Source organism: Azospirillum brasilense, from assembly GCF_005222205.1.
Lineage (GTDB): Bacteria > Pseudomonadota > Alphaproteobacteria > Azospirillales > Azospirillaceae > Azospirillum > Azospirillum brasilense_G.
Map to the genome: position 1 here is coordinate 2,293,402 of NZ_CP032345.1, position 15,854 is coordinate 2,309,255.

Annotated in this window: 13 protein-coding genes; 5 read left to right on the forward strand and 8 right to left on the reverse strand. The window is 68.7% G+C overall.

The window, feature by feature from the left end; genetic code table 11:
- Window positions 1-76 precede the first annotated feature (76 nt).
- The 6 genes from lspA to D3869_RS11020 all read right to left on the reverse strand — a co-directional run bounded on the left by lspA (window position 77) and on the right by D3869_RS11020 (window position 6,309).
- Window positions 77-580 carry a signal peptidase II gene (gene lspA / locus D3869_RS11000; protein WP_137140079.1) on the reverse strand — a complete coding sequence of 168 codons (504 nt, stop codon included), beginning with the start codon at window positions 578-580 and terminating at the stop codon, window positions 77-79.
- Between the two features lie 127 nt (window positions 581-707).
- Window positions 708-3,563 carry an isoleucine--tRNA ligase gene (gene ileS, locus D3869_RS11005; protein ID WP_137140080.1) on the reverse strand — a complete coding sequence of 952 codons (2,856 nt, stop codon included), beginning with the start codon at window positions 3,561-3,563 and terminating at the stop codon, window positions 708-710.
- Window positions 3,564-3,770: 207 nt separating this feature from the next.
- A complete protein-coding gene (locus D3869_RS11010) occupies window positions 3,771-4,466 on the reverse strand; it encodes an orotate phosphoribosyltransferase (protein WP_137140081.1) in 696 nt (231 codons plus the stop codon).
- An 88-nt stretch (window positions 4,467-4,554) separates the two neighbouring features.
- Window positions 4,555-4,731 (reverse strand): hypothetical protein, encoded by a 177-nt coding sequence (locus D3869_RS33060; protein ID WP_170296000.1) that lies wholly within the window; start codon window positions 4,729-4,731, stop codon window positions 4,555-4,557.
- A gap of 6 nt (window positions 4,732-4,737) precedes the next feature.
- The gene (locus D3869_RS11015) at window positions 4,738-5,694 is read right to left on the reverse strand and encodes a bifunctional riboflavin kinase/FAD synthetase (RefSeq protein ID WP_137140082.1); all 957 of its coding nucleotides are present in this window, start codon (window positions 5,692-5,694) and stop codon (window positions 4,738-4,740) included.
- Between the two features lie 165 nt (window positions 5,695-5,859).
- Entirely contained in the window at window positions 5,860-6,309 is a 450-nt protein-coding gene (locus D3869_RS11020; RefSeq protein ID WP_014239679.1) for a MaoC family dehydratase, read from the reverse strand.
- Between the two features lie 354 nt (window positions 6,310-6,663).
- On the opposite strand from D3869_RS11020, the gene D3869_RS11025 reads away from it, so the two are divergent.
- Window positions 6,664-7,485 carry an SDR family NAD(P)-dependent oxidoreductase gene (locus D3869_RS11025; RefSeq protein WP_137140083.1) on the forward strand — a complete coding sequence of 274 codons (822 nt, stop codon included), beginning with the start codon at window positions 6,664-6,666 and terminating at the stop codon, window positions 7,483-7,485.
- On the opposite strand, the gene D3869_RS11030 is transcribed toward D3869_RS11025, so the two are convergent.
- Entirely contained in the window at window positions 7,482-8,111 is a 630-nt protein-coding gene (locus D3869_RS11030) for a septal ring lytic transglycosylase RlpA family protein (RefSeq protein ID WP_137140084.1), read from the reverse strand. The two genes, D3869_RS11025 and D3869_RS11030, sit on opposite strands and share 4 nt — an antisense overlap.
- Window positions 8,112-8,252: 141 nt before the next feature.
- On the opposite strand from D3869_RS11030, the gene D3869_RS11035 reads away from it, so the two are divergent.
- From D3869_RS11035 to D3869_RS11045, 3 genes are all read left to right on the forward strand, one after another.
- Window positions 8,253-9,194 carry an alpha/beta fold hydrolase gene (locus tag D3869_RS11035; protein ID WP_137140085.1) on the forward strand — a complete coding sequence of 314 codons (942 nt, stop codon included), beginning with the start codon at window positions 8,253-8,255 and terminating at the stop codon, window positions 9,192-9,194.
- Window positions 9,195-9,300: 106 nt separating this feature from the next.
- Window positions 9,301-10,314, forward strand: a complete 1,014-nt coding sequence (locus D3869_RS11040; RefSeq protein WP_137140086.1) for a DUF6352 family protein — start codon at window positions 9,301-9,303, stop codon at window positions 10,312-10,314.
- Between the two features lie 164 nt (window positions 10,315-10,478).
- A complete protein-coding gene (locus tag D3869_RS11045) occupies window positions 10,479-10,877 on the forward strand; it encodes a bacteriohemerythrin (RefSeq protein ID WP_038531176.1) in 399 nt (132 codons plus the stop codon).
- Window positions 10,878-11,019: 142 nt separating this feature from the next.
- Here D3869_RS11045 and D3869_RS11050 read toward each other — a convergent pair whose 3' ends face one another.
- Complete coding sequence (locus D3869_RS11050) at window positions 11,020-11,517, reverse strand: PRC-barrel domain-containing protein (protein ID WP_137140088.1); 498 nt, start codon at window positions 11,515-11,517, stop codon at window positions 11,020-11,022.
- Between the two features lie 530 nt (window positions 11,518-12,047).
- On the opposite strand from D3869_RS11050, the gene D3869_RS11055 reads away from it, so the two are divergent.
- Window positions 12,048-15,767, forward strand: coding sequence for a vitamin B12-dependent ribonucleotide reductase (locus D3869_RS11055; RefSeq protein WP_137140089.1), 3,720 nt, complete (start codon window positions 12,048-12,050; stop codon window positions 15,765-15,767).
- Window positions 15,768-15,854: the final 87 nt, after the last annotated feature.

Sequence of the window (15,854 nt, forward strand, 5' to 3'; positions counted from 1 at the left end):
TCGAGTCCCGTCGTCTAGTCGTCAGGCCGCTTGTCGTCGGGCCGCGTCCCTTATAGCGGCTCCGTCGCGTGAACTATTACGACTTTTCGCGGCCGGCGAACAGCCCATCCAGCACGAGAAGCGCCACGCCGACGCTGATTCCGCTGTCTGCCACGTTGAAGGCCCAGAAATGCCACCCCCCGATGTGGAAATCGAGGAAATCGGCGACGGCCCCGTAGAGGAAGCGGTCGATCACGTTGCCGATGGCCCCGCCGATGACCATGCCCAGGGCGAGCGCCAGATAGCGCCGGTCGGCCTGCCGCAGCCAGAGCAGCAGCGCCACGACGATGGCGAAGGCCACCGCGGCCAGCACGTAGGGCATGAAGGCGTGGGAGCTGCCGAAGGTGCCGAAGCTGACCCCGGTGTTCCAGGCCAGCACGAGATTGAAGAAGGGCGTGACCTCGACGACCCGTGGATAGGGCTGCATGACCACGTCGAGGATCCACCATTTGGTGAGCTGGTCGAGGACCACCACCAGCGCGGCGACGGACAGGCCGAAGACCGTGTGGCTGCGGCTGCCGGACGTGGAGAGGCTGCTCATGAAGTGCTCCGAAGAGTGAAAGGCGTTCGGGCCCCCTCCCTAACCCTCCCCCGCCTTCGGCGAGGGAGGGGATCACGCTCCCTCTCCCGCGAAGCGGGGGAGGGATGGGGAGGGGGCCTGCTGCAAATCAGAACGCCGGGTCCGCGTCCACGGCTTCGGCGCAACGGAGGCACAGCGTCGGGTGTGCGGCGTTCGTGCCGACCTCCGGAAGGATCTTCCAGCAGCGCTCGCACTTGCCCCCTTCGGCGAGGCCGGGCACTACCGCGATGCCGGCCACGTCGGGCAGGACGAACGCCCCCTCAGGGGCCGTGCCTTCCGCCACCGTGATCTGCGAGGTGATGCAGATCTCCGCGAAGTCCACGCCGTCGAGCAGCGCCTTGGTCGCCGCGTCCACGAAGACGGTCGGGTTGGCCTGGAGCGACGAGCCGATCTTCTTGTTGGCCCGCTCCAACTCCAGCGCGCCGGTGACGGTGCGGCGGACGGTGCGGATGGACTCCCACTTGGCGGCGAGATCGTCGTCGCGCCACTCCGCCGGGATGGCCGGGAAGACGCGCAGATGAACGCTCTCCTCGCTCCAGCCCTCGGTGCCGGTCAGGCCCTCGGGACGGGCGAGCCACGCCTCCTCCGCGGTGAAGCAGAGGATCGGGGCCAGCCACGCGGTCAGGGTGGAGAGCAGATGCTCCATCACCGTGCGGACCGAGCGGCGGCGGACCGAGCCCGGCGCGTCGCAGTACAGGCTGTCCTTGCGGACGTCGAAGTAGAAGGCCGACAGCTCCACGGCGCAGAAATTGTGGATCGCCACCGACAGGTCGTGGAAGTCGTAGGCCTCGATCTTGGCGCGGACCAGCGCGTCCAACTCCGACAGGCGGTGCAGGACCCAGCGCTCCAGCTCCGGCATCTCGGAGACGGCGATGCGCTCGGCCGGGGTGTAGTCGGCCAGCGCGCCGAGGATGTAGCGCAGCGTGTTGCGCAGGCGGCGATAATGGTCGGCCTGGTACTTGATGATCTCCGGACCGATGCGCTGGTCCTCGGTGTAGTCGGTGCTGACCACCCAGAGGCGCAGGATGTCGGCGCCGTACTTGTCGCAGACCTCCTGCGGAGCCACCACGTTGCCCAGCGACTTGGACATCTTGCGGCCCTGCTCGTCGAGCGTGAAGCCGTGCGTCAGCACCGCGTCGTAGGGCGCCCGGCCGCGCGTGCCGCAGCTTTCCAGCAGGGAGGAGTGGAACCAGCCGCGGTGCTGGTCGGAACCTTCGAGGTACAGCGAGGCCGGCCACTTCAGCTCCGGCCGCTGCTCCAGCACGAAGGCGTGGGTCGAACCGGACTCGAACCACACATCCACGATGTCCCTGACCTGCTCGTAATCGTCGGCGCGGTACGCGTTGCCGAGGAAGTCCTGCGCCGGGCGGGCGAACCACGCGTCGGAGCCTTCCTTCTCGAAGATGTCGGCGATGCGGTTGAACACCTCGGCGTCGCGCAGGATGGCGCCGTTGTCCTTGCGGACGAACAGGGCGATCGGCACGCCCCAGGCGCGCTGGCGGCTGATGCACCAGTCCGGGCGCTGCTCGATCATCGCGCGGATGCGGTTCTCGCCCTGGGCCGGGAACCACGTCGTGTCGGAGATCGCCTGCAGCGCCGTCTTGCGCAGGTCGTTCGTCTCCATGGAGATGAACCACTGCGGCGTGGTGCGGAAGATCAGCGGAGCCTTCGACCGCCAGGAATGCGGGTAGCTGTGCTTGATCTTGCCCTTGGCGAGCAGCGCCCCGACCTCCTGGAAGGCCTTCAGCACGGCGCCGTTGGCCTCGCCCGGCTTGCCTTCGGCGGTGTAGACGCGCAGGCCGGCGAACAGCGGGACGTGGTCGTAGTAGCGCCCGTCCTCGCCGACCGTCTGCGGCACCTCGATGCCGCTGGCCTGACCGAGATGGAAGTCGTCCTCGCCATGACCCGGCGCGATGTGGACGAAGCCGGTGCCGGCGTCGGTCGTCACGAAGTCGCCGGCCAGCAGCGGCACCTTGAAGTCGTAGCCGCTGCGGGTCAGCGGGTGGTGGCAGTAGCCGCCGGCCAGACGCGAGCCGGGGAAGCGGTGCAGCAGCCGCGCGTCGGCGATCTTGGTTTCCTTGAAGACGCTCTCGGCCAGCGCCGTGGCGACGACCAGCCGCTCGCCGACCTCGGCGAGGCTGCCCTCCTCGACCGCCAGCACCTTGTAGGTCGCGTATTCGATGTCCTCGCCGAAGGCGATGGCGCGGTTGCCCGGCAGGGTCCAGGGGGTGGTCGTCCAGATGACGATGTTGGCGTCGTCGACCTCCGGGGCCGGCGAGCCCCAGATGGCGAAGCGCGCGAAGACGGTGGTCGAGGTGTGGTCGTGGTACTCGATCTCCGCCTCGGCCAGCGCGGTCTTCTCCACCACCGACCACATGACCGGCTTGGCGCCCTTGTAGAGGCCGCCGTTCATGGCGAACTTGTGGATCTCGCGGACGATCTGCGCCTCGGCGGGCAGCGTCATGGTCAGGTACGGGTCGGCCCAGTTGCCTTCCACACCCAGGCGGCGGAACTCGCCGGCCTGGATGTCCACCCACTTCTGGGCGAACTGGCGGCACTCGGCGCGGAACTGGTTGAGCGGAACCTCGTCCTTGTCCTTGCCCTCGGCGCGGTACTTCTCCTCGATCTTCCACTCGATGGGCAGGCCGTGGCAGTCCCAGCCGGGGACGTAGTTGGAGTCGAAGCCCTGCATCTGGCGCGAGCGGACGATCACGTCCTTCAGCACCTTGTTGACGGCGTGGCCGATGTGGATGTTGCCGTTGGCGTAGGGCGGGCCGTCGTGCAGGACGAACTTCTCGCGGCCCTTCGCCGTCTCGCGCAGCCGCTGGAAGAGGCCCATGTCCTCCCAGCGCTTCAGCAGCTCCGGCTCCTTGGTGGGCAGGCCGCCGCGCATGGGGAAGTCGGTGCGGGGCAGGAAGACGGTGGACTTGTAGTCGCGGGTCATGTCGGGGATTTCCTGAACCTGAAGCAGAACCGTCGGGCGGCAGCGGTCAGGCCCCCGACGCACGCACAAACGAGGCGGTCCCGGCCCCCCTCAGGAGGCCGGGTTGGTAATTCGCGCCATACGCGCCATGACCCACGCCGGATGCAGCATCGCGCGGGATATTAGCGGTGTGGGCGGTGCGGTCAAGGCGCGGCGCCTCCGGGTGCGTCAGTCGAAGCTCGCCTTGCCGCCGTGGGCGGCGGACCAGGTGACCGGGTCGTTCAGGAACTTCTCGACTTCCGACAGAGTGTTCTCGTCGAAGTACCGGTTCTCGCGGGCGACCTTCAGCACGTCCCACCAGGTGCACAGCTCGTGCAGGCGGACGCCGATGCGGTCCATGTTGGTCTTCGACTGCGGGAAGATGCCGTAATGGAAGATCACGAAGCTGTCGGTCACCGTGGCGCCGCCGTTGCGCAGCGCCGTGACGAAGTTCTCCTTGCTCTTGCCGTCGGTGGCGAGATCCTCGACCAGGATGACCCGCTGCCCCTCGGTCAGCACGCCCTCGATCTGGGCGTTGCGCCCGAAGCCCTTCGGCTTCTTGCGGACATACTGCATGGGCAGTTCCAGCCGCTCGGCGATCCAGGCGGCGAAGGGGATGCCCGCCGTCTCGCCGCCGGCCACCGCGTCGATGCTCTCGTAGCCGATCTCGCGCTCGATGGTCTGCACGGCGAAGTCCATCAGAGCCTTGCGGGCGCGCGGGAAGGACACGATGCGCCGGCAGTCGGTGTAGACCGGGCTCGCCCAGCCGGAGGTGAAGATGAAGGGCGTCTCGGCGTTGAAATGCAGCGCCTTGATTTCCAGCAGGATCTTCGCGGCGGTGGCGGCAATTGTGGCCCGGTCGGGCAGGGCAGCGGCGGTGGTCATGGCCTAACGGCTCCCAGGGAGGCTCAAACTGCCCCGTGTGTAGCCCCCCGGCGTGCGAATCGCAATGGGGCGGGCTTACCCTGCGCCGTCACTTTCCCGGCAGCGCCAGCGTGATGCAGCGGGTCAGCACCGGGTTGCCGGTCATCTCGCGGTAGGCCTGGACGATGGCGGGCTCGGCGGCCTTGCATTGCTCCATCGTCTGGAACTCGATGGTGGTCGGGCCGCCCTGGTTCAGGATGAAGAGCAGCAGGATCACGCGGTCCATCGTCGCTCAGCCTTCCGACCGCGGTTCCCGGGCCAGCACGGCGCGGGCGGCGGCGGCGTCCTGGACGATCTGGTCCTTCAGCTCGTTGAAGCTGCCGAACTTGCGCTCCGGCCGCAGGAACTCGATGAGCTGCACGCGCAGGTGCTGGCCGTAGAGGTCGCCGTCGAAGTCGAGGATGTGGGTCTCCAGCCGCTCCACCGTTCCGCCCACGGTCGGGCGGCGGCCCAGGTTGGCGACGCCGTTGCGCCAGACCGTGCCCGCTCCCTGGTCCACCCCGGTGCGCACCGCGTAGACGCCGAAGGCGGGACGCAGATAGTCGGCCAGCTCGACGTTGGCGGTGGGGAAGCCGATGGTGCGGCCCTTGTGGTCGCCATGCTCCACGCGCCCCTCGATCTCCCAGGGGGAGCCGAGCAGCCGGGCGGCCTCGCGCGGGTTGCCGGCGACCAGCGCGTCGCGAACGCGGGTGGAGGAATAGACGCCGTCCGCGTCGTCGGCCACCGGCCCGACCTCGGTCACGCCGAAGCCGTGGACCGCGCCGGCTTGGCGCAACAGGGCGGGGTCGCCGCCGCGGCCGTGCCCGAACAGGAAGTCGTAGCCGCAGACGACGTGCCGCACGCCAAGCCCGGCCACCAGATACTCCTGGATGAAGGCGTCGGCGGTCTTGTGCAGGAAGCTCTCGTCGAAATGGCAGACGAACAGCAGGTCGACCCCCAGCGCCTCGATGTGGCGGGCCTTGACGCGGAAGGGCGACAGGCGGAAGGGGGCGTCGGCGGGGCGGAAGACCGAGCGGGGATGCGGCTCGAAGGTCATCACCGCCGAGGGCGCGCCGAGATCGCGGGCGATCCGCTGGGCGGTGGCGATCACCGCCTGATGGCCGCGGTGCACCCCGTCGAAGTTGCCCAGGGCGACGACGGCCCCACGGGCGTCCTCCGGCAGGTCGGCGGTGTGTCGGAACAATCGCATGCGTCACGCCCTGATGGTCTGCGGGCCGCGGACGGCCCCCGGAAACGATGGCGGCCCGCCGGGGCGGGCCATGCCATGGGCGTCTTATATAGACCGGAGCCGGCGCGTGGTCTACGCACCGGCGACCGGCAAGTCATTTCACTTGTTAAAGGCTTCCCTGCAGGATCAGCCGCGCGACGGAACCATCAGCAGGGCCTCGCCCTCGATCACCACCGTCTCGCCGACGGTGCAGACCGTGCGGACGACGGCGCGGCGCTTCTCCGGGATGATCTCGGTGACGGTGGCGCGGGCGGTCACCGTGTCGCCGGCGCGGACCGGCGCCTTGAAGCGCACGGTCTGGCTCATGTAGATGGCGCCCGGGCCCGGCAGCTTGGTGCCGAGGACGGCGGAGATGAAGCTGACGCTCAGCATGCCGTGGGCGATGCGGCCCTGGAACATGGTGCCGCTGGCGTATTCCTGGTTCAGGTGGACCGGGTTGGTGTCGCCGGAGATGCCGGCGAACAGCACGATGTCCGCTTCGGTAACCGTCTTCGCGAAGGACGCCGTCATGCCGACGGTCAAATCCTCGATGCAGTGGCCCTCGTTGTCCTTCAGGACTTGGCGAACATCATCCATACCGCGGTTCCTTTTCATCAAGCACCGGCCGGGCGGTGCGACAACACGTATGGTGCAACGCGATATATGCACTGCAACCACGTGATGGCAACACGACTCGCCTGAAAAAGTGAAAAAACCGCTAACCTCTTTCGAAAGAGGAGGCAGTGGAGGCGTCCTGCCTATTTCCTCCGGTCTGGCGATTTCAGTCCCGTGACAGTAAAAGTGCGGAGCGGCTCCAGTTAATATGTACACTGACAATTCGGCCTGCTGCACCGCGGAATACGGGGCGACTCGGGGCCGGACGGCTTGACTTCGCGTCGCCGCGGCCAACCGTCACCTCTTATCCCCCCGAACCGCGACGGAACCCGACCCATGCCCCACCGCTTCGCGCTGGTCACCGGCGGCACCTCCGGCATCGGCGCCGGCTTCGCCCGCGCCCTGTCCGCCGACACCGGCCTCCTGCTGGCCGCCCGCAACGCCGAGGCCCTCAACACCGCCAAGACGGAGCTGGAGGCCGCCGGGCGCCGGGTGGAGGTGCTGGCCACCGACCTGACCACCGACGCGGGGCGGAACGCCCTGATCCAGAAGGCGGAAACGCTTGAGATCGACCTGCTCATCAACAACGCCGGGTCCGGCGCCTTCGGGCCGGTGCTCGACAACAGCCCGGAGGCGGAGCGCACGACGGTGGAGCTGAACGTGGTGGCGACGACGGTGCTGACCCGCGCGCTGCTGCCCGGCATGATCGAGCGGGCGGCCCGCGACGGGCGGCGGGCCGGGCTGATCCTGCTGTCGAGCACGGCGGCCTTCCAGCCGATCCCGTTCCTCGGGACCTACTGCGCCAGCAAGAGCTTCGTCCTGGCCTATGGCGAGGCGCTGGCGACGGAGCTGAAGCGCAAGCCGGTCGATGTGCTGGTCCTGTGTCCCGGCGCCACCCGCACCGCCTTCGGCAATCGGGCCGGCTTCGCCCTGAACGCCCTGCCGGGGGCCGCCGATCCGCTGGATGTGGCGCGGGAGGGGTTGCAGGCGCTGGGGCGCCGCACGGTGCATGTGCACGGCTTCGGCACCCGCAACATGCTGCGCCCCTTCCTGTGGTCGCGCCATGCGGCCTCGGACGGGCTGGGCGCGCTGCTGGCCGCCTTCGACCGCGGCCAGCGCGCGCGCAGGACCGTCCGTCCGCCGCGCGGAGGGGCTTAGCGGTCGGACCCCGAACCGCTCTGCCGGTCGGCGCCGGACGATCCGGCCCCCGACGATCCGGAGAGCGCGGCGCCGTTGCCCTTCTTCTCGGACCCGGGCTGTTCGGCGACCTGGGTCTTGTCCGCCTTCTCGGCCTTGGCCTCGACCTTCTCCTTGACGGCTTCGGTCGGCTGTTCGGACGGCTTGGCCTCGACCCGCACGGGGGCCACGCCGTCCTCGATCATGTCGAGCTGCTTGGCGGCCTTCTTCGACAGGTCGATGACCCGCCCGTCCACATAGGGGCCGCGGTCGTTGACGATGACGTCAACGCTCTTGCCGTTGTCCTGGTTGGTCACGGTGACTTTGCTGCCCAGCGGCAGCTCGCGCGAGGCCGCGGTCGGCTTGTTCTGGTCGAAGCGCTCGCCGCTGGCCGTCTTCTTGCCGTGGAACGAGCCGCCGTAGAAGGACGCCTCGCCCTCATGGACGATCACCGGCTCGCCCTCGTCCGTGCGCTCCACGGCGATCGGCGGCACCGACGCGTCCTTGGGGCTTTGCGATTTGGAGGAGGGCTGGGCCTGGGCGGCCATGGGGGACAAGGTCAGGGACAGGGCGCAGAGCGCCATGGACAGTTTACGCGCCATGTGCATTCGAATGTACCTCCCATCGGTCCTGGACAACATCCGGGGTAGCGTGGCGGTTCCACCGGATGGCCGGCCCCGCCGCCGGGCGCTGGACCCGCCCGGTGCGTTGATGCTTCAATCGTCCCGTCAGCGAGGGAGAGCGCAGGAATGGCCGTGAGCGTGGCGGATCTGGGTGTGGAGCCACGATTCGGCTGGGTGACGATGGGGGACGGGACCCGGCTGCGCACCGCCCATTGGGCGGCCACCGCCGCCACCCCGCGCGGCACCGCGCTGCTGCTGACCGGCCGCGCGGAGTTCATCGAGAAATACGCCGAGACGGCGGGGGAAATGCTCGCCCGCGGCTTCGAGGTCTTCGCCTTCGACTGGCGCAACCAGGGCCTGTCCGACCGGCCCCTGCCCAACCGCCAGATCCATCACCTGGACAGCTTCGACACGCTGGCCGGCGATCTCGACGAGGTGGTGGAGCGGCTGGTGAGGCCGCGGCAACGTGGGCCGCTGCTGCTGGTCGCCCACAGCATGGGCGGGCTGGTCGCCCTGATGGCTCTGCTGCGCAACCCGGCCCTGTGCGACGCGGCGGTGCTGACGGCGCCAATGTTCGACATCTTCACCGGCCCGGTGCCGCGCCGCATGGCGGTCTGGCTGGCCGAGCGCCTCTGCGCCCGCGGGCGGGCCGCCGAATACGCCTTCGGCCAGCACGACTACGACCCGGTGGAGGGGCTGTTCACCCCGGTCAACCCGATCACCTCCGACCCCCGCCGCTACGCCACCTACCACGACGCCTTCCGCGACCGGCCCGAGCTGCGGGTGGGCGGGGTCAGCTTCGGCTGGGTGCGGGCGGCCCTGCGCGCCGCCGACCACATCCGCTTCACCGCGCCGCTGGAGCGGGTGACGACTCCCATCCTGCTGTTGAGCGCCCCGGCCGACGCCATTGTCCGCTCGGAGTCGCACCGGCTCGCCGCTGCCCGGCTGGGCAACGCCGTGCTGAAGGAGCATCCCGACGCCAAGCACGAGCTGCTGATGGAGCGTGACGACATCCGCGAGCGGGTGTGGGCCGACGTCGACGCCTTTCTGGCCGCCCTGCATCTGTAGGTCGGGCATCTGTAGGCCGGGCTGTGCTAGGTCCTTGGCGCGGGCGCCCGCGCGCCCACATGAGGGACGCTTTGCGCCTGCTTCTCTGCTCAAGGGTCTGCCTTCCATGTCCGATTTCTGGAAAGAGTCCGGTTTCCATCTGCTGACGCGCGACGCCGACGGCTGGCTGGCGGTCACGCCGGACTTCCTGCGCGCCTATCTGATGCGGCCGGAGATGCGCCCGCCCGAGGACGCCTGCGAGACCGAGCACACGCTGTTCGCCGGCCTGCTCGACGATCCCGCCCGCCCCGTGCCGCCGGGCATGGTGGAGGCGCTGGCCGACGCGGACGCGCGGGAGAACTGGGCGGTCTGGCTGGGCTTCCGTGACCGGCTGCTCGCCGCCGGCACGGTGGAGGGCTGCTACCTCCGCCTGTTCCGCGAGGGCGCGCGGGGCGTGCCGGGGCTGTTCATCGACCAGATGGCCCACGTGATCCTGCGCAACCTTTTGGACGGCACGCCGTCGGGCCTGCGGGCGCGGGCGGGCGAGCTGTTCTTCCGGCCCCAGACGGTGTCGGTGGACGACGGGCGGGTCCGGCTGGCCGACAGCGAGACGGTGGAGATGCTGGCCGCGACCGGCGGCTTCGGCAGCCTGGGCCGGCTGGTGGTGGAGGCCGGGACCGCCCCGCGCTCCGTCGATCTCGACATCCTCGACGAGACCAACCACTCCCGCTACTGGGAGCGCGACTCGCGGCACGACACCGTGCTGGACGCGACCTTCGCCGCGGCCGGTCTCGACGCGCTGTGCCGCGTCCTGGAAGGGTGGGTGAAGCATTTCCTGGGGGTGGCGGTGTCGATCCATCCCGTGCAGCGGATCAGCGACGAGCGCTGGGTCTGGCATGTCGGGCTGGATGGGGAGGCCACGGCGATCCTCAACGACCTCTACAACGGGGCCGAGGTGGGGGAGGAGCGGCTGGCCCGCATCCTGTCGCTGTTCCGGCTGGAGTTCGCCGATCCCGCGGCGATGCGCGCCGACATCGCCGGACGGCCCGTCTATCTGGCCCTGGCGATGACCGCCGACCGCAAGCTGCGCCTGAAGCCGCAGAATCTGCTGGTCAACCTGCCGCTGTCGCAGATGAACTGACCGGCAATCCTATAACCATACTGTCAGTGTGACCATCTGCCGCCCCGGCTGCGGGTGGGCGGTGGATTATAAGGATGTTTCCTGAAGGGGGAAACGTCATGCAATTAAACACAACGCAGCCGAAGACGACGAAGCCGAACCTTGCTGACCCGCGTTGGGAAACGATGGCGTGGCAGGACGGCTTCGGCGTCGGGAATGCCGTGATCGACGCCGACCACAAGCGCCTGTTCGAGCTGTTCAACGAATTCGTCACCGCGGTGAACGAGTTCCGCGCCGACAGCGAGATCCAGGACGTGCTGAGGGACCTGCTCGACTACACCGACACCCATTTCGACCGGGAAGAGACGCTGATGCGCGAGCACGGCTATCCCGACTACACCGCCCACAAGGCGTTGCACGACAGCTTCGTCCGCCAGCTTCACGACGTGAACAGCGCGCTGGACGCGGGTGGGGAGAAGGGGGCCTTCGTGCTGGGCTTCCTCGCCAAATGGCTGTCCGGCCACATTCTGGGCGTGGACACCAAGCTGGGCGCCTACCTGCGCGAGCGCGGGGTGGAGGCGTAGGCCTTAATAACCCTCTTCCCCTGGGGCGAGGGTGGCCCGGAAGGCCGGTGAGGGGGGCGCTTTTGCCGGACGCACTGCCACGCGCACCGCCCTCACCCTGACCCTCTCCCCAGGGGGGAGAGGGAATATGGATGTTCGCGCGTTACTGCTTGTTCGACTCGCCGCTGTGCTTCGGTCCGCGGTTCAGCGAGGTCATGCTGTCGCTGTACTGGAACTCCGGCATGTCGCGCACGCTCGCCTGGGTGACGTCGCGCAGCGTGATCGGGCCGTTGCCCGGCAGCACGTCGGCCAGCGCGATGTCCGCCGCGATCTCCTTGCCGCCGATGCCGAGGAAGCCGCCGCTCTGGATCACCAGAAGCTGCGCGTTGCCGTCCGGGCCGAGGATCACGTCGGACACCTTGCCGACCTTTTCGCCGTCCGCTCCGATCACCGTGCGGCTCATCAGATGCTCGACGCTGGCGCCGCCCATGGCGTTGCTTGTGGAGCCGGCCGGGCGGGCGCTCTGCCCCTGGTCCATGATGACCGAATTCGGGGCCTGGGAGCTCGGGGCCTGGGCGGAGCCGCCGGTGCCGGTCTGGGCCGCGGCGGCGCCGGTCATCAGCGCCAGGGCGGACAGGGTCGCGATCACCGTCTTGTGCATGGAAGATCTCCTCGTTGCACGAAACCGACCCTTCCAACACCGGGAGAGCGGGAAAGGTCACGCAGGGCCGCCTGTGACATCCTGGGGCGACTCGGGGCGCTGTCCGGGAGCCTCGCCGGGGGACCGGTCCAGCGGGCAAAAGTGGGGTTGCGGAGCGGGGGATCGGGAGGAGGGCGTACCGCCGATTCGCCCCCCGTGACTCCTGGGGTCGGAGGGGCCCGGCAACCCCGCGAAAGTGACGGATTCCTTACGGAAACCGGGCGCCGGAGGCTCTCGGCGCGGGACTAGATGTGGGGGGTGGTGGATTTTTTCCGGGAACCGCCGGCGGCTTGGCCCGTTGACCTGACGCGCCATATCTAGGAGGTAGCCCCGCGTCAAGCACACAATATCTTGGGCCGGGTCTTGCTTGGTCCAAAGCTTGAGGCTAGGATGCGCACCAACATACAGGGTGTTGCGTTCGTCAGCCAGCGCGAGCTGCGCCGCACGGAGCGCGACACCTTTGTTCGCCAGCCAGAGGGAGCACGAGTCACATGCGGGTCCAGCGTCGTTTCACGAAAGAGGGTCAGGATGCTTACGCCGCTCTCGGCTTCCGCCGCACGACGAGCGAGATCCGCAACCCTGACGGCTCTGTGGTCTTCCAGCAGACGGACATCGAGGTTCCCGAGAATTACAGCCAGGTCGCCAGCGACATCCTGGCCCAGAAGTACTTCCGCAAGGCCGGCGTTCCGGTCGCCCTGAAGGCGGTCGAGGAGAACACCGTCCCGTCCTGGCTGTGGCGCAAGACCGCCGACGAGGCGGCGCTGGCCGCCCTGCCGAAGGAGAAGCGCTATTCCGGCGAGAAGTCGGCCAAGCAGGTCTTCGACCGTCTGGCCGGCACCTGGACCTATTGGGGCTGGAAGGGCGGCTATTTCGACACCGAGGCCGACGCCCGCGCCTTCTTCGACGAGATGCGCTTCATGCTGGCCGCCCAGATGGCGGCCCCGAACAGCCCGCAGTGGTTCAACACCGGCCTGCACTGGGCCTACGGCATCGACGGCCCGAGCCAGGGCCACTTCTACGTCGATTTCAAGACCGGCCTGCTGACCTCGTCGGCCTCGGCCTACGAGCACCCGCAGCCGCACGCCTGCTTCATCCAGTCCGTCGCCGACGATCTGGTGAACGAGGGCGGCATCATGGACCTGTGGGTCCGCGAGGCGCGCCTGTTCAAGTACGGCTCCGGCACCGGCTCCAACTTCTCCCGCCTGCGCGGCGAGGGTGAGAAGCTGGCCGGCGGCGGCAAGTCGTCGGGCCTGATGAGCTTCCTCAAGATCGGCGACCGCGCGGCGGGCGCCATCAAGTCGGGCGGCACCACCCGCCGTGCGGCCAAGATGGTCACGGTGGACATGGACCACCCGGACATCGAGGCCTACATCGACTGGAAGGTGACCGAGGAGCAGAAGGTTGCCGCCCTCGTCACCGGCTCCAAGATCTGCCGCGAGCACCTGACCGCCATCATGGCCGCCGCCCAGGACGGCCAGGACCCGAAGGTCAACAAGGAGCTGAAGAAGGCCATCGTCGCCGCCCGCAAGGCGCAGGTGCCGGAGAACTACGTCCAGCGCGTGATCCAGTTCGCCGGCCAGGGCTTCACCAGCATCGAGTTCAAGACCTACAACACCGATTGGGACTCCGACGCCTACCTGACGGTGGCCGGCCAGAACTCCAACAACTCGGTGCGCATCTCCGACGACTTCATCCAGGCCGTCCTGAACGACGACGAGTGGAAGCTGATCCGCCGCACCGACGGCACAGTCCATCGCACGCTCCGCGCCCGCGACCTGTGGGACAAGGTCGGCTACGCCGCCTGGGCCTGCGCCGATCCGGGCGTGCAGTTCGACACCACGATCAACGACTGGCACACCTGCCCGGCCTCGGGGCGCATCAACGCCTCGAACCCGTGCTCGGAGTACATGTTCCTCGACGACACGGCCTGCAACCTCGCCTCGCTGAACCTGATGTCGTTCCGTCTGAAGGACGGCACCTTCGACGTCGAGGCGTTCGAGCACGCCTGCCGCCTGTGGACCATGGTGCTGGAAATCTCCGTGCTGATGGCGCAGTTCCCGTCCAAGGAAATCGCCCAGCTGTCCTACGAGTTCCGCACGCTGGGCCTGGGCTTCGCCAACCTTGGCGGCCTGCTGATGTCCTCCGGCCTGCCCTACGACTCGGCGGAAGGCCGCGCCTACTGCGCCGCCATCTCGGCGGTGATGACCGGCGTCGCCTACGCCACCTCCGCCGAGATGGCGCAGGAGCTGGGCGCCTTCCCGGCCTATGAGCAGAACCGCGACCACATGCTGCGGGTCATCCGCAACCACCGCCGCGCCGCCTGCGGCGAGATGGAGGGTTACGAGGGCCTGTCGGTCAAGCCGGTGCCCTTCGTCGCCGACGAGTGCCCGGAACAGGAACTGGCGATGGCCGCGGTCCGCGCCTGGGACATGGCGCTGGAGCTGGGCGAGCAGCACGGCTTCCGCAACGCCCAGGCCACCGTGGTCGCCCCGACCGGCACCATCGGCCTGGTCATGGATTGCGACACCACGGGCATCGAGCCGGACTTCGCCCTGGTGAAGTTCAAGAAGCTGGCCGGCGGCGGCTACTTCAAGATCGTCAACCGTCTGGTGCCGGAGGCCCTGCGCACGCTGGGCTACACCGCTGACGAGATCGCCGCGATCGAGCGCTACGCGGTCGGCCACGGCACGCTGAAGGGCGCGCCGGGCGTCAACCACGAGACGCTGGCGGCCAAGGGCTTCCCGGCCGAGGTGCTGGAGAAGCTGGAGGGCAACCTCGCCACCGCCTTCGACATCAAGTTCGCCTTCAACCGCTGGACGGTCGGCGCCGACGTCATCGTCGACACGCTGGGCATTCCCGCCGAGCAGATGGACGCGCCGGGCTTCGACCTGCTGACCGCTCTCGGCTTCACCAAGGCCGAGCTTGAGGCGGCGAACACCTTCTGCTGCGGCGCCATGACGCTGGAGGGCGCGCCCTTCCTGAAGGACGAGCATCTGCCGGTGTTCGACTGCGCCAACCCCTGCGGCCGCATCGGCAAGCGCTTCCTGTCCTGGGAATCGCACATCACCATGATGGCCGCCTCGCAGCCCTTCATCTCCGGCGCCATCTCCAAGACCATCAACATGCCGAACACGGCGACGGTCGAGGAGTGCAAGGACGCCTACCTGCTGTCCTGGCGCCTGGGCATCAAGGCCAACGCGCTGTACCGCGACGGCTCCAAGCTGAGCCAGCCGCTCTCCGCCGCCCTGCTGGACGACGAGGAGGACGCGGTCGAGGAGATCGTCGAGGCGGCCAACGCGGCCCGCACCCAGATGGTCTCCGAGCGCATCGTCGAGAAGGTCGTGGAGCGCATCATCGAGCGCAAGCGCACCGAGCGCGAGCGCCTGCCGCACCGCCGCAAGGGCTACACCCAGAAGGCGACCGTCGGCGGCCACAAGATCTACCTGCGCACCGGCGAGTATGAGGACGGCCGCATCGGCGAGATCTTCATCGACATGCACAAGGAGGGCGCCGCCTTCCGCTCGCTGATGAACAACTTCGCCATCGCGGTGTCGATCGGCCTGCAGTACGGCGTGCCGCTGGAAGAGTTCGTGGAGGCCTTCACCTTCACCCGCTTCGAGCCGTCGGGCATGGTGACCGGCAACGACACCATCAAGATGGCGACCTCGGTCATCGACTACATCTTCCGCGAGATCGCCATCTCCTACCTGGGCCGCACCGATCTGGCGCACGCCACGCCGGAGGATCTGGTGCCCTTCACGGTCGGCAGCGGCGACAAGCAGGGCGACCTGCCGGAGACCGGCGCGGTCCAGCCGTCGGACATCGTCCGCAAGGTCGCGTCCACCGGTTATGTCCGCAACAACCTGCGCGTCCTGAACGGCGGGCAGACCCAGCGGGCGTCGGCCGCGGCGGCCCTGGCCGCCACCGGCGCCGCGGTCCAGGCCACGGCGTCCGCCGCCCACGCGGCCGTGGCCTCCAGCCCGGCGGTCGGCGCCGCGGTGGTCCATGCCGGCGGCACCGCCCCGGTCGGCGGCACCACCGGCACGGCCTACGGCGGGAGCAGCAGCGACCAGCGCTACGACCGCATCCGCGAGGCCCGCGCCCGCGGCTATGAGGGGGATCAGTGCGGGGAGTGCGGCAACATGACGCTTGTCCGCAACGGCACCTGCCTGAAGTGCGACACCTGCGGCTCCACCACGGGCTGCAGCTGAGGCCAGCCGGTTCCATCCCCGGCATGGCGTGGAAAAGGGGAGGTCCTCGGACCTCCCCTTTTTTCATGCGGCCTTTTTATGCGGGCT

Bases quoted from the DNA above. Each gene is read 5' to 3' on its own strand.
- D3869_RS11020 (WP_014239679.1), bottom strand. From the start codon at position 6,309: ATGGATGATGTTCGCCAAGTCCTGAAGGACAACGAGGGCCACTGCATC.
- D3869_RS11040 (WP_137140086.1), top strand. From the start codon at position 9,301: ATGTCCGATTTCTGGAAAGAGTCCGGTTTCCATCTGCTGACGCGCGAC.
- D3869_RS11055 (WP_137140089.1), top strand. From the start codon at position 12,048: ATGCGGGTCCAGCGTCGTTTCACGAAAGAGGGTCAGGATGCTTACGCC.
- D3869_RS11015 (WP_137140082.1), bottom strand. From the start codon at position 5,694: ATGCGATTGTTCCGACACACCGCCGACCTGCCGGAGGACGCCCGTGGG.
- ileS (WP_137140080.1), bottom strand. From the start codon at position 3,563: ATGACCCGCGACTACAAGTCCACCGTCTTCCTGCCCCGCACCGACTTC.
- lspA (WP_137140079.1), bottom strand. From the start codon at position 580: ATGAGCAGCCTCTCCACGTCCGGCAGCCGCAGCCACACGGTCTTCGGC.
- D3869_RS11010 (WP_137140081.1), bottom strand. From the start codon at position 4,466: ATGACCACCGCCGCTGCCCTGCCCGACCGGGCCACAATTGCCGCCACC.
- D3869_RS11025 (WP_137140083.1), top strand. From the start codon at position 6,664: ATGCCCCACCGCTTCGCGCTGGTCACCGGCGGCACCTCCGGCATCGGC.
- D3869_RS11035 (WP_137140085.1), top strand. From the start codon at position 8,253: ATGGCCGTGAGCGTGGCGGATCTGGGTGTGGAGCCACGATTCGGCTGG.
- D3869_RS11045 (WP_038531176.1), top strand. From the start codon at position 10,479: ATGGCGTGGCAGGACGGCTTCGGCGTCGGGAATGCCGTGATCGACGCC.
- D3869_RS33060 (WP_170296000.1), bottom strand. From the start codon at position 4,731: ATGGACCGCGTGATCCTGCTGCTCTTCATCCTGAACCAGGGCGGCCCG.
- D3869_RS11030 (WP_137140084.1), bottom strand. From the start codon at position 8,111: ATGCACATGGCGCGTAAACTGTCCATGGCGCTCTGCGCCCTGTCCCTG.
- D3869_RS11050 (WP_137140088.1), bottom strand. From the start codon at position 11,517: ATGCACAAGACGGTGATCGCGACCCTGTCCGCCCTGGCGCTGATGACC.